The organism is Neoroseomonas marina (assembly GCF_012927745.1).
Lineage (GTDB): Bacteria > Pseudomonadota > Alphaproteobacteria > Acetobacterales > Acetobacteraceae > Neoroseomonas > Neoroseomonas marina.
The window spans coordinates 613843-626749 of sequence record NZ_JABBKX010000003.1 but is presented as its reverse complement, the minus strand read 5'-3'; the positions used below and the strand labels follow the sequence as shown (position 1 = coordinate 626749).

At 71.7% G+C, this 12907-nt stretch carries 12 protein-coding genes; 3 read left to right on the top strand and 9 right to left on the bottom strand.

Annotation, left to right across the window (positions count from 1 at the left end):
• Positions 1 to 205: 205 nt before the first annotated feature.
• The 4 genes from GWK16_RS13130 to GWK16_RS13115 form a co-directional block, all read right to left on the bottom strand.
• Positions 206 to 1318: a microcin C ABC transporter permease YejB gene (locus tag GWK16_RS13130; RefSeq protein WP_170054400.1), complete on the bottom strand. Its 1113-nt coding sequence runs from the start codon at positions 1316 to 1318 to the stop codon at positions 206 to 208.
• Positions 1319 to 1325: 7 nt separating this feature from the next.
• Complete coding sequence (locus GWK16_RS13125) at positions 1326 to 3077, bottom strand: extracellular solute-binding protein (RefSeq protein WP_338144467.1); 1752 nt, start codon at positions 3075 to 3077, stop codon at positions 1326 to 1328.
• Positions 3078 to 3232: 155 nt separating this feature from the next.
• On the bottom strand, positions 3233 to 4015 hold the full coding sequence (locus tag GWK16_RS13120; protein ID WP_170054439.1) for an inositol monophosphatase family protein: 783 nt from the start codon (positions 4013 to 4015) through the stop codon (positions 3233 to 3235).
• Complete coding sequence (locus GWK16_RS13115; protein ID WP_170054398.1) at positions 4012 to 4548, bottom strand: c-type cytochrome; 537 nt, start codon at positions 4546 to 4548, stop codon at positions 4012 to 4014. Before GWK16_RS13115 ends, GWK16_RS13120 begins: the two co-directional genes overlap by 4 nt.
• Before the next feature lie 137 nt (positions 4549 to 4685).
• Here GWK16_RS13115 and GWK16_RS13110 point away from each other — a divergent pair, with 137 nt between their 5' ends.
• The gene (locus tag GWK16_RS13110) at positions 4686 to 5417 is read left to right on the top strand and encodes a 3-deoxy-manno-octulosonate cytidylyltransferase (RefSeq protein ID WP_170054397.1); all 732 of its coding nucleotides are present in this window, start codon (positions 4686 to 4688) and stop codon (positions 5415 to 5417) included.
• 11 nt (positions 5418 to 5428) lie between these two features.
• Complete coding sequence (locus tag GWK16_RS13105; protein ID WP_170054396.1) at positions 5429 to 6286, top strand: prephenate dehydratase; 858 nt, start codon at positions 5429 to 5431, stop codon at positions 6284 to 6286.
• On the opposite strand, the gene GWK16_RS13100 is transcribed toward GWK16_RS13105, so the two are convergent.
• The 5 genes from GWK16_RS13100 to GWK16_RS13080 all read right to left on the bottom strand — a co-directional run bounded on the left by GWK16_RS13100 (position 6283) and on the right by GWK16_RS13080 (position 11104).
• Entirely contained in the window at positions 6283 to 7749 is a 1467-nt protein-coding gene (locus GWK16_RS13100; RefSeq protein ID WP_170054395.1) for an MFS transporter, read from the bottom strand. The two genes, GWK16_RS13105 and GWK16_RS13100, sit on opposite strands and share 4 nt — an antisense overlap.
• A 78-nt stretch (positions 7750 to 7827) precedes the next feature.
• Positions 7828 to 8784 (bottom strand): acetyl-CoA carboxylase carboxyltransferase subunit alpha, encoded by a 957-nt coding sequence (locus GWK16_RS13095; RefSeq protein WP_170054394.1) that lies wholly within the window; start codon positions 8782 to 8784, stop codon positions 7828 to 7830.
• A gap of 55 nt (positions 8785 to 8839) precedes the next feature.
• Positions 8840 to 9739: a tyrosine recombinase gene (locus GWK16_RS13090; RefSeq protein ID WP_170054393.1), complete on the bottom strand. Its 900-nt coding sequence runs from the start codon at positions 9737 to 9739 to the stop codon at positions 8840 to 8842.
• A 57-nt stretch (positions 9740 to 9796) separates the two neighbouring features.
• On the bottom strand, positions 9797 to 10873 hold the full coding sequence (locus tag GWK16_RS13085; RefSeq protein WP_170054392.1) for an NAD(P)-dependent alcohol dehydrogenase: 1077 nt from the start codon (positions 10871 to 10873) through the stop codon (positions 9797 to 9799).
• Between the two features lie 81 nt (positions 10874 to 10954).
• Positions 10955 to 11104: a hypothetical protein gene (locus GWK16_RS13080; protein ID WP_170054391.1), complete on the bottom strand. Its 150-nt coding sequence runs from the start codon at positions 11102 to 11104 to the stop codon at positions 10955 to 10957.
• A gap of 53 nt (positions 11105 to 11157) precedes the next feature.
• Between GWK16_RS13080 and aroB the strand changes: the two genes are divergently transcribed.
• Positions 11158 to 12858 carry a 3-dehydroquinate synthase gene (gene aroB / locus GWK16_RS13075; protein ID WP_338144466.1) on the top strand — a complete coding sequence of 567 codons (1701 nt, stop codon included), beginning with the start codon at positions 11158 to 11160 and terminating at the stop codon, positions 12856 to 12858.
• Positions 12859 to 12907 lie beyond the last annotated feature (49 nt).

Sequence of the window (12907 nt, the reverse complement as noted above, 5' to 3'; positions counted from 1 at the left end):
GCAAAGGGCCAAGGGGCCCTGGGAACCCAATACTGGGCGGGTGGGGGGGGGGGGCGGGGACGGCCCGCGGGAGGCGGAGCGCGCTTGGCCCCCCCCCCCCCACCCGCCCAATTCACGGTGTCCAGAGGCCTTTCGGCCTCTGGCGGGGGGTGCAGGGGGGCAGCGCCCCCCTGCGACGCGCGCAGCGCCACGACCACTCGCCCCGTCACCGCCGGGCCTCGAAGTCGATGCGCGGGTCGACGAGGGTGTAGGTGAAGTCCCCCACGATCTGCATGACGAGGCCGAGCAGTGTGAAGATGTAGAGGGTGGCGAACATCACCGGGTAGTCGCGGCGGATGGCGCTTTCGAAGCCGAGCAGGCCGAGCCCGTCGAGGGAGAAGATGATTTCCGTCAGCAGCGCGCCGGTGAAGAGGATGCCGATGAAGGCCGCGGGAAAGCCCGCGATGATCAGCAGCATCGCGTTGCGGAAGATGTGCCCGTAGAGGATGCGCTGTTCGGTGTTGCCCTTGGCGCGGGCGGTGACGGTGTACTGCTTGCCGATCTCGTCGAGGAAGGCGTTCTTCGTGAGCATGGTCAGCCCGGCGAAGCCGCCGATCACCAGGGTGGTGGTGGGCAGCACCATGTGCCAGGCGTAGTCCAGCGCGCGCTGGAAGAAGGGCATGTCGGCCGCGCCGGGGGAGGCGAGCCCGCGCAGCGGGAACCATTGCAGGAAGGACCCGCCGGCGAAGAGCACGACAAGCAGGATGGCGAAGAGGAAGCCCGGAATGGCGTAGCCGACCAGCACGACGCCCGAGGTCGCGACGTCGAAGCGCGACCCGTCGTGCACCGCCTTGCGGATGCCCAAGGGAATCGAGACCAGGTAGATGATCAGCGTCGACCACAGGCCGAGGCTGATGGAGACGGGCATCTTCTCGACGATCAGGTCGACCACGGGCCTGTCGCGGAACAGGGACCGGCCGAAGTCGAAGCGCAGGTAGCCTGACAGCATTTCGTAGAAGCGGGTCGAGGCCGGCTTGTCGAAGCCGAAGGTGCGCTCGATCTCGGCGACGATGGCGGGGTCGAGGCCGCGGGCGCCGCGATAGGTGCCGACCGGACCGTCGCCTCCGCCGCTGCCGGGAGGATGGTTGGCGTTGCGCACCTCGCCGCCGCCTTCGCCGGTGATGCGGCCGAGCGTGGACTGGGCGTCGCCGCGCAACTCGGCGAGCATCTGCTCCACCGGCCCGCCGGGGGCGAACTGCACCACGACGAAGTTGATGACGATGATGCCGAGCAGCGTCGGCACCACCAGCAGCAGCCGGCGGATCAGATAGGCGCCCATGGCGCGGTCAGCCGCGCCGGGCTTCGGTGAGGGCGCGTTCCCGCGCCGGATCGATCCACCAGGCCTGCGGGAAGCCGAGGCCGTAGCGCGGGTTGCGCTCGGGCCGGCCGAACTTGTCCCAGAAGGCGATGCGGAAGGTGCGGCTGTGCCAGTGGGGAATGACGAAGTTGTGGTGCAGCAGCACGCGATCGAGTGCCCGGGTGCGCGCGACGAGTTCCTCGTAGTCCGGCGCGTTGACGACCAGCTCGACGATCTCGTCGATCGCGGGGTCGGCGATGCCGGCGACGTTCTGGCTGCCGTTCTCGCGCGCCTTGGCGGAGGTCCAGTAGTCGCGCTGCTCATTGCCGGGGGAGAAGCTCTGCCCCGTCGAATCGACCGTCATGTCGTAGTCGAAGGCATCGATGCGGACCTGATACTGCGCCGGGTCGACCGTGCGCACGCGCGCGGTGATGCCGAGCCGTTCGAGCCACTGCACATAGGGCAGGGCCACGCGCTCGAAGGTCGCGCCCTGCAGCAGGATCTCGAATTCGAAGGGCTGGCCCTGGGCGTTGACCAGGCGGCGATCGCGCACGGTCCAACCGGCCTGCCGCAGCAGCGCGAGGGCACGCCGCGCCCCTTCGCGGTTGTTGCCGGACCCGTCCGTGACCGGCAGCTTGTACTCCTCGGTGAAGACCGTCTCGGGGATGCGGCCGCGGAAGCCTTCCAGGATCGCCTTTTCTCGCCCTTCCGGCACGCCGCGCGCGGCGAAGTCCGAGTTCGAGAAGTAGGAGGCGGTCCGGGTGTAGGCGCCGTAGAACAGGTTCGCGTTCATCCACTCGAAGTCGAAGACCTCGATCAGCGCGCGGCGGACCCGGGCATCCTGGAACAGCGGCCGGCGCAGGTTCACCGCGAAGCACTGCATCCCGGTCGGGATCTCGTGCGGGATCTCCTCCTTCCTCACGAGGTTCCGCCGCGCCGCCGGGAAGTCGTAGCCGGTGGCCCAGTCGCGGGCGACGTTCTCGGTGCGGAAGTCGATCTGGCCGGCCTTGAAGGCCTCGAAGGCGACGGTGGTGTCGCGGAAATACTCGTAGCGGATGGTGTCGAAGTTGTTCAGGCCCCGCCGCACGCCAAGGTCGCGCGCCCAGTAGGTCTCGACGCGGCGGTACACGACGCTGCGGTTGGGTTCGAAGCGCTCCAGCCGGTAGGGCCCCGAGCCGAGCGGCACGTCCATCGAGGGTCGCGTGAAGTCGCGACCTTCCCACCAGTGCTTCGGCAGCACTGGCAGGTCGCCCAGGATCTGCGCCAGTTCCCGGTTGTCGTCGCCGCGGAAGCGGAAGGTGACGCGGCGGGGGGATTCGGCGACCACCTCGGCCACGTCGGCCCAATAGGCGCGGAAGAAGGGACGGCCATGGGCGCGCAGGGCGGTGAAGGAAAAGACCACGTCCTCCGCCGTCATCGGCTTCCCGTCGTGCCAGCGGGCGGAGTCGCGCAACTCGTACGTCACGCCCCTGCGGTCGGCGGGGAGTTCCACCGTCTCGGCGACATGGCCGTATCCGGCCGTCGCTTCATCCGGGTTGCCGGCCATCAGCGTGTCGTAGATCAGCCCGATGCCGATATCGGGCGTGCCGCGCAGGATGTAGGGGTTGAAGCTGTCGAAGGCGCCGAGGCGCGCGAGCACGACTTCGCCGCCCTTGGGCGCGGCCGGGTTGGCCCAGGGCCAGTGTGCGAAGTCGGCGGGCAGGGTCGGCGGGGCCAGCAGCGACAGGGCGTGGGTGCGCACCACCTCCCCTGGTTTGTCGCCCCCGGCGGGGACGACGGCCCGCGCGGGACGGGGCAGGGCGGGAAGGGCGGCGCAGGCGCCAAGCGCCAGGAGGTCGCGACGAAGCATCCCGCGAGGATGGCGGCTCGACCGTTGCAGGACAACGGTCGAGGCGGTTACGCGCCTGTCAGAAGCGCGACGGCCTCGGGCAGCAGGGCGGGGTCGCCCACCGCCAGCACGCGGCCTTCGGCGCCGGGGAGGAGGGCTTCACCCTGCCAGCCGGTCACGCGGCCGCCGGCGCCTTCCACGATCGGCACCAGGGCGGTCCAGTCCCAGATCTTCATCGTCGCCTCGGCCACGATGTCGACCAGGCCGAGGGCGAGGAGGCCATAGGCGTAGCAATCCCCGCCCCAGGTCACACGCCGCGCGGTGCTGCGGAGGCGTTCGAAGCCCACCCGGTCGCCGGGGAGGAACATGTCGGGGCTGGTACAGGACAGTTCCGCCTCGCCGACCGTGGCGCAGGGCCGGCAGGCGGCAACGCCGCCGATGGGCGCGCGGAAGGTCGTCGGCCGGCCCGCGACGCCGAGCCAGCGTTCCCCGGTGACGGGCTGGTCGATGATGCCGAGGACCGGCTTGCCCCGGTGCAGCAGCCCCACCAGGCTGCCGAACAGGGGGCGGCCGGTGACGAAGGCGCGGGTGCCGTCGATCGGGTCCACGACCCAGACCCATTCGGCGTCGGGCCGGTCGGCGCCGTGCTCCTCGCCGATCACGCCATGGTCGGGGAAGCGTTCGGCGATCAGGGCGCGGATCGCTTCCTCGGCTTCCTTGTCCGCCCGGGTGACGGGGCTGGCGTCGCCCTTCGCCTCGACGAGGAGCGCGGAACGGAAGAGGGGGCGGATGACCGCCCCCGCCGCGTCGGCGGCCGCCTCGGCCGCCGCGATGTATGCCTCGGGGATCAGGGCGCGGGCGCGTTCGGCGAGATCGACCGCAGATACGCGATCAGGTCGGCGCGCTGCTGGGCGTTGGCGAGGCCGCCGAAGGACATGCGGTTGCCCGGAGCATAGGTGCGCGGGCTCGCGATCCAGGCGTTCAGCTCCTCATAGGTCCAGGGCTTGTCGTGCATGCCGCGGATCGCCGGGGAGTAGTTGAAGCCGTCGACATGGGCGTGCTTGGCGCCGACGATGCCATACAGGTTCGGACCCACGCCCGCGCGGCCGCCTTCGTTGAAGGTGTGGCACGAAGCGCACTGGCGCTGCGCGAGCGCCTGGCCGTTCTGCGCATTGGCGTTCGCGAGCAGCGGCGTGATCGGCTCGAGCGCCGGGGCGGCCGGCGCCGCGGGGGCCGCGGCGGATTCCGCGCCGGCGATCGCGATGTGCGGCTCGTGCGGCATCCGGGGGTGAACCAGCAGGCTCGCCACCACCCCGGAGATGCCGAGGGTGACGCCGGCGGTCAGCACCGCGGCGATGATCTTGTTGCCTTCAAGACTATGCATCTCGCCTCGAACCCTCATGGCTGACCGGCGCGCGTTTGCGCGGCCAGACCGGCTTGCCTAAAACGCGCCGGACCATAGTGCCCGGCCTTGCGCCAGACAACCCGCGTCACCCCAGCTTTTCAAGCGGAACAGCAGCCTTGCGCCCCATCCTCGTCATTCCGGCCCGCATGGCGGCCACCCGCCTGCCGGGCAAGCCGCTCGCCGACATCCACGGCCGGCCGATGATCGCCCATGTCCTGGACCGCGCGCGGGAGGCCGGGATCGGCCCCGTCGCGGTCGCTGCCGGCGAGCCCGAGATCGTCGCCGCCGCCCGCGCGGCGGGCGCCGAGGCGGTGCTGGTCGCCGACGACGTGCCCTCGGGTACCGACCGTGCGCACCGCGCCATGGCGGCCCTCGACCCCGAAGGCCGTTACGACGTCGTGGTGAACCTGCAGGGCGATTTCCCGACCATTGCGCCCGAGACGCTGCGTGCGGTGCTCGAGCCCCTGGCCGATCCCGCGGTCGACATCGGCACGCTGGTCTGCCCGATCGCCAACGAGGAGGAGGCGAACACCTCCTCCTTCGTGAAATGCGCCTGCGCCTTCGAGGGCGAGTCGCGCGTCGCCCCCGCGCTCTATTTCTCCCGCCTGCCGATTCCCTGGGGGGAGGGGCCGCGCTGGCACCATATCGGCGTCTATGCCTATCGGCGCGCGGCGCTGGATCGCTTCGTCACGCTGCCGGCGAGCCCGCTGGAACTGCGCGAGAAGCTCGAGCAGCTGCGCGCGCTGGAGGCGGGGATGCGGATCGCCGCGGCGCGGGTCGACCACGGGCCCTTCGGCGTGGACACGCCTCATGACCTCGAAAGGGCAAGAGCGCTCCTGGCGCCTTGAACGGACATCCCATGACCAACACGACCATCGCCTTCCAGGGCCTGTCCGGCGCCTATTCGGACCTGGCCTGCAGGGCCGCCTATCCGGGCTGGACGACGCTGCCGAGCCCTTCCTTCGAGGCGGCGATGGAGGCGCTGCGGGACGGGCGCGCCGACCTCGCCATGCTCCCCTGCGAGAACTCGCTCGCCGGCCGCGTGCCGGACATCCACCGGCTGCTGCCCGAATCGGGGCTTTTCGTGGTGGGCGAGCATTTCCAGCGGGTGGAGCACTGCCTGCTCGCGCCCAAGGGGGCGAGCCTGTCGACCATCAAGCGCGCGCACAGCCATCCGGTCGCGCTCGGCCAGGTGCTGCGGCTGCTGAAGGAGATGAACCTCAAGGCGGTGATCGAGGCCGACACCGCGGGGGCGGCGCACCTCATCGCCGAGCGCGGCAACATGGAGGACGCGGCGATCGCCTCCGAGCTTGCCGCCGAGATCTACGGGCTCGAAATCCTGAAGCGGAACGTCGAGGACGAGGCGCACAACACGACGCGCTTCTACGTCATGTCGCGCGAGCGATCCTATCCGCCGCTCGATACGCCGAACCCCGTCACCACTTTCGTCTTCCGCGTCCGGTCGATCCCCGCGGCGCTCTACAAGGCGCTCGGCGGCTTCGCGACCAACGGCATCAACATGACCAAGCTCGAATCCTACATGGTCGGCGGGCGGTTCGAGGCGGCGCAGTTCCTCTGCGACGTGGACGGCCACCCGGAGAGCCCGGCGCTGAAGCGCGCCTTCGAGGAACTGGAATTCTTCTCGAAGGAGTTCCGCATCCTCGGCTGCTACCCGGCGCATCCCTACCGCCTCGAGCAGGCGAACGCGGCCGACTAGAAGCGCCGCAGGGGCACCCGCCAGGCAAGGACGGCGGCGATCGCGGTCAGCACCGCGGCGGTCACGAACAGCATCCGGAAGGCCTCGGCGAGTTCGGCACGCAGCGCTGCGGCCGCGCCGGGGCCGAGCGTGGCGAGGAAGGCCGGCCCCTCCGCCACCAGGCGCTGGAAGGCCGGCGCCGTGCCGGTGCCGATCAGGGAGAGGGCGGCGAAGACGGCCGCCGCGACCAGCGCCGTGCCCGTCGCCGCACCGATGTTGCGGGAGAACGCGACCCCGGCCGAGGCGGCCCCCAGCCTTTCCTTGCCTGCCGCGGCCTGCGCCGTGACCTGCACGATGGGATAGGAGGTTCCGGAACAGAAGGCCGCGACCACCAGCATGGGTGGCAGGGCTGCGAGCGGCAGGCTGTCCGCCGCCACCGCCAGCACCGCCCAGACCAGGCAGCCGATCGGCAGGAAGATGGTCGGCCACCGCATCGCATGGCCGGACTTCGCGACCATCCGCCCGGCGAACATCGCGCCCGAAGCGCCACCCAGCGACAGCGACAGCAGCATCAGCCCCGACGGCCCGATCGCCATCCCGCGCACCGTCTGCAGCCAGACCGGCAGGAAGGAGATCAGCCCGACCTGCGCACCGACCACGCAGGCCGAGAGCAGGTAGGACCGCGCGATCGAAGGCTCGGTGAAGACCGCGAGCGGCAGCAGCGGGTCCTGGACCGCGCGCTCGACCCGCAGCAGCAGGAGGGTGGCGGCGACGGCCAGCAGCGCGAGGCCGGCGGCCATCGGCAGCAAGGCGGGATCGAGCCGCCGGCCGCGGTCGAGTGCGACCAGCGCCGAGGCGACCGCGACGATGAACAGCACCAGCCCCGCCCAGTCGAAGCGGAACCGCACGCCGCGGCGCACCGCCGGCACGCGTTCGAGCCGCAGCGAAAGCAGGGCGCAGGCGGCCGCGACCGGCAGCAGCATGACGAAGACGAAGCGCCAGCCGAACAGCTGCGTCGCATAGCCGCCGGCGACCGGGCCGAAGGCCGATGCGAAGGAGAAGGATCCCGCGATCCAGGCCTGGTAGCGGCCGCGTTCGCGGGGCGGGATGGCCTCCCCGATCAGGGCCTGGGCCATGGTCAGCAGGGCGCCGCCGCCGAAGCCCTGGACGATGCGGGCGCCGACCAGCATGGGCAGGGATGTCGCGAGCGCGCAGGCGAGGCACCCCGCGGTGAATATCGCCAGCGCGACGTAGAGCAGCGGCTTGCGCCCGAAGGCGTCGCCCAGTTGCCCGAAGACCGGTGCCGCGCAGGTCGCCGCCACCAGGTAGGCGACGAGGATCCAGGAGGTCCGTTCGATCCCGCCCATGTCGGCGGCGATGGCGGGCAGGGCGGTCGCCACGATGGTCTGGTCGACCGCCGAGAGGAAGATGGTCAGCGCGATGCCCGGAAAGGCCCGCCGGAACCGGGCTTCCCCCTCGGTCATCTCGGCCGGTCCTGGGTTCCAAGGGCCTTTCGGCCCTTGGCGGTGGGGGTGCGGGGGAGGCGGCGCCTTCCCCGTCTCTCAGATGACCCCACTCCGCCCCATCTCCAGGAACTTCTCCCGGCGCCGGGCGCGAAGCGTCGCGCCGTCCAGTTCGACGAGCGGTTCCAGCAGGTCCGCGATCCGGTCGCCGAGGGCGGCGATGGTGGCCTCCGCGTCGCGATGCGCGCCGCCCAGCGGTTCGGGCAGCACCGCATCGACGAGGTTCAGCTTCCGCAGGTCGTCGGCCGTGAGCTTCAGCGCCTCGGCTGCGGTCGAGGCCTGGGCGGCGTCGCGCCACAGGATCGAGGCGCAACCTTCGGGGCTGATCACGGAATAGATCGCGTGTTCCAGCATCACGACCCGGTCGGCCGCGGCCAGCGCGATGGCCCCGCCCGACCCGCCTTCGCCGATGATCGTCGCGATGAAGGGGACGGGGGCCTCGAGGCCGGCTTCGATCGACCGGGCGATGGCCTCGGCCTGGCCGCGGGCCTCGGCCTCGATGCCCGGGAAGGCGCCGGCGGTGTCGACGAAGGACAGGATGGGCAGGCCGAATCGCCCGGCGAGCTCCATCAGGCGCTTCGCCTTCCGGTAGCCTTCGGGCCGGGCCATGCCGAAATTGTGCTTCACGCGGCTTTCGGTGTCGTTGCCGCGCTCGGTGCCGAGGACCATGACCGCGCGGCCGCGGAAGCGGCCCATGCCGCCGATGACCGCGGCGTCGTCGGCAAAGGCGCGGTCGCCGGCCAGCGGGAGGAAATCCTCGATCAGGCCGTTGATGTAGTCGGTGGCGTGGGGCCGGTCGGGGTGGCGGGCGACCTGCGCCTTCTGCCAGGGCGTGAGCTTGGCGTAGGTCGATTTGAGCAGGGACTGCGCCTTGTCGCGCAGCCGGCCGACCTCCTCGGCGACATCGATCCCGCCCGCGTCGGTGGTCCGACGGAGCTCCTCGATCTTGCCTTCCAGCTCGGCGATCGGCTTCTCGAAGTCCAGGAAGTGGCGCATGGGGCCGGGGGGTTAGCCGAAAACGGGCCGGGGCGCGACCCCCTTCCGGGAGGGGTCAGCCCGCGAGCGGGTGATGGGCCTCGACCAGCGCCTTCAGCCGGGCTTCCAGGACCTTGGTGTAGATCTGGGTGGTGGCGATGTCGGCATGGCCGAGCAGCACCTGCAGGCTGCGCAGATCCGCCCCCCGGGCCAGCAGGTGGGAGGCGAAGGAATGCCGCAGCACGTGCGGGCTGACCCGGGCGGGGTCGAGGCCGGCGGCCAGCGCCGCTTCCTTCAGCAGCAGGCCGAGCGACTGGCGGGTGAGGTGGCCGGCCGCGGCGCGGGAGGGAAACAGCCAGCGGGCGGCCTTGGGGCCGGCGCGCTCGGCGGCCTCGGCGCGGGCGGCCAGGGCCAGGGTCCGGGCGCGGGCGGAGACCGGAACGAGCCGTTCCTTGCCCCCCTTGCCGCGGATCGCGACGAGGCCTTCCTCGGGCCGCAGGGCGCCGGCGGGCAGGGAGACGAGTTCCGAGGCCCGCAGCCCCGAGCAGTAGAGCAGTTCCACCGCCGCCGCGGCGACCGGGCCGCGCTTGCCGGGCAGGGCGGCGGCGGCCTCGATCAGGCGCTCGACCTCGGCTTCGGAGAGGGCCTTGGGCAGGCTGGCGGGCAGGCGAGGGCTGTCCAGCAGTTCCGTCGGGTCGTCGGGCCGGATGCCTTCGCGCGCCAGGAAACGGTGGAACTGCCGGATGGCGGACAGGCGTCGGGCCTGCGTCCGGGCCGCATAGCCCGCCGCCGCGAGGCCCGCGACCCAGTCGCGCAACACATCCGCGCCGGCGGCGTGGACCGGGACGCCGCGCCGGACCGCGAAGCCGGTGAAGTCGTTGAGGTCGGCCTCATAGGCCGCGAGCGTATTGCGTGCCGCGCCGCGCTCGGCGGCCAGCATTTCCAGGAAGGACTCGACGTGGCGGGCGCCGGACATGCCCGGACACTGGCCGCGGGGGGCATGCCATCGCAATGCCTCCCGCCGGCCTGCGCGTCAGGGCGTGATCGCGACCTTCAGCACGCCGTCGCGCTGGTGGCTGAAGAGGTCATAGGCCTCCTCGATCCGATCCAGGCTGAAGCGGTGGGTGACCATGCTGCGCAGGTCGGCCCGCCCCGAGGCGATGACCTCCATCAGCCGCCGCATCCGTTCCTTCCCGCCCGGGCAGAGGGTGGTGACGATCCGATGGTCGCCGAGCCCTGCCGCGAAGGCGTCGTAGGGGATGGTGAGGTCCGTCGAGTACACGCCGAGGGAGGACAGCGTGCCCCCCGGCCGCAGCACCCGCAGGGCCGATTCGAAGGTCGCCTGGGTGCCGAGGGCCTCGATCGCGACGTCGCAGCCGCGGCCGTCGGTGATGCGCATGATCTTCTCGACCGGGTTCACCTTCGAGAAGTCCACGACATGCGTCGCGCCGAGCTTCTTCGCGATGGCGAGACGTTCCGGCACGCGGTCGACGGCGATGAGCGTCGTCGCCCCCATCAGCCGCGCCCCTGCCGTGGCACAGAGGCCGATCGGGCCTTGGGCGAAGACCGCGACCGTGTCGCCGATCTTCACCTCGCCGCTCTCGGCGCCCGAAAAGCCGGTCGACATGATGTCGGGGCACATCAGCACCTGTTCGTCGGACAGGGCGTCGGGCACCGGGGCGAGGTTCGCGAGCGCGTCGGGCACCAGCACGTATTCCGCCTGGCAGCCGTCGATCGTGTTGCCGAAGCGCCAGCCGCCCATCGGGCGCCAGCCGTGCTTCGTTCCGGCGCCGTCCTGGCTGCACCTGCCGCACAGGCAGGCGTTGGACCAGCCCGAGGGCGTGATGGCGCCGGCGATCGCGCGCTGGCCTTCCCGGTAGCCCTTCACCCCCGAACCCAGGCGCTCGATGACGCCGACCGGCTCGTGGCCGATCGTCAGGCCCTTCTCGACGGGATACTCGCCCTTGAGGATGTGCACGTCCGTGCCACAGATCGTGGTCGTCGTGACCTTCAGCAGCGCGTCGTTGGGGCCGACTTCGGGGATCGGCTTCTCGCGCAGCTCGATCCGTCCCTTCTCGGCGAAGACCGCCGCCCGCATGGTGCCTGCCATGGCCTGACTCCCGTTCCGAAACGACGGGCAGGGTGGCATCGCCCCGTGCCGGGCGACTTGCTGCGGATCAAGGCGGCCGGATCAGCGTCCGGTCTGGAAGCGGTCGTTGGGCAGGCTGCGCTCGACCGGCTGGGGCGTCACGGCAGGCGGGAAGGCGCCGAGCCCCAGCAGCCCCACGGCGATGGCACCGAGGACGAACAGCAGGATGAGCAGGAACGGGCTGCGGCGCATGCCTTGCGGCGGCTCCCTCACGCGTTGGCCTTTGTGTGCTAGCCTCCGCCCCCGTGTCGCGCAACTCCGCCATCGATCTTCCCGCCGAAGTCGCCTCCGCCGCTTCCGCCCCGCCCCCCGCCGCGGCGGCGCGCAGCGTCGTGCTCGTCGGCATGCCCGGCGCGGGGAAGACCGCGATCGGCAAACGCCTGGCGGCGCGGCTCGGCCTGCCCTTCCGCGATGCGGACGCCGAAATCGAATCGGCGGCGGGGATGCCGATCACCGAGATCTTTTCCCGCTACGGGGAGCCACATTTCCGTGACGGGGAGCGCCGGGTCATCACCCGGCTCCTCGCCGGCCCGCCGCTGGTCCTCGCGACGGGGGGCGGCGCCTTCGCCGACGCCGCGACGCGCCGCGCGATCAAGGCGAGCGGCGCCGCGACGCTGTGGCTGCGCTGTTCCATGGCGACGCTGCTGCGTCGTGTCGCTGGGCGCGAACACCGCCCGATGTTCCTCAACGCCGATCCGGCCGAGGTGCTGCAGCGCCTGATGTCCGCGCGGCACCCTTCCTATGCCGAGGCCGATGTGACCGTGACCTGCACCGACGAAAGCCCCGAGGTGACGACGCGCCGCGTCGAGGAGGCGCTGGCGGCCGCCGTGACGCCGCAGCGCCTGTCGGTGGGCCTGGGCGATCGCGGCTACGACGTGCTGGTCGGACCGGGGCTCCTCGCGCGGGCGGGCGGGCTGATCGGTCCGGTCCTGCCGGCGCGCAAGGCGGTGGTGCTGACGGATGCCTCGGTGGCCCCGCTGCACCTGCCGGCGCTGCGCGCCGGGCTCGAGGCGGCAGGCTTCGACATGCTGGCCGAGGTCGCGGTTCCGCCCGGCGAGGCGTCGAAGGATTTCTCCCGCCTGCAGGAGGTGCTGGAGACCGTCCTGAGCGAAGGACTCGACCGGCGGACGGCGGTGATCGCGCTGGGCGGCGGCGTGGTCGGCGACCTCGCGGGATTCGCGGCGGCGGTCGCGATGCGCGGCGTGCCCTTCGTGCAGATTCCGACCACGCTGCTCGCGCAGGTCGATTCGAGCGTGGGCGGCAAGACCGGCGTGAACCTGCGCGCGGGGAAGAACCTCGCCGGCGCCTTCCACCAGCCGCGCATCGTGCTGGCGGATACGGACACGCTCGCGACCCTCCCGGCGCGCGAGTTGCGCGCGGGCTATGCCGAGGTCGCGAAGCACGGGCTGCTGCAGGGCGCGCTGTGGAACTGGTGCGAGCAGCACGGCACCGCCGTCGTGGCCGGCGAGTCGGCGGCGCTGACCCATGCGGTGCTGGAATCCTGCCGCCTGAAGGCCGCCGTGGTCGCGGCCGATGAGCGCGAGGAGAGTGCGGAGGGCGGCCGCGCGCTGCTCAACCTCGGCCACACCTTCGGCCATGCGCTGGAAGCCGAGGCTCGCTTCGACGGAACCGTCCTGCACGGGGAGGCGGTGGCGGTCGGGCTCGGCCTGGCGGCGTCGCTCTCGGCGCGGCTCGGCCATTGCAGCCAGGAATGGCCGTCCCGCGTGATCGCGCACCTCGCGGCCTGCGGGCTGCCCTCGCGCATCGCGGACCTGCCGCGGCGCTTCACGGTCGAGGCGCTGATGGGGCGCATGGCGAAGGACAAGAAGAACCGCGACGGGAAGATGCGCTTCGTCCTGATGCGCGCGGCCGGGGACTGCTTCACCAGTTCCGAGGTGCCGGCCGAGGCGGTGACGGCGCTGCTGCGGGACGAAGGCGCCGGCTGACCCGATCACCAATCGGATACCGCAACGGCGCGAAGGGCATTAGGCTCGC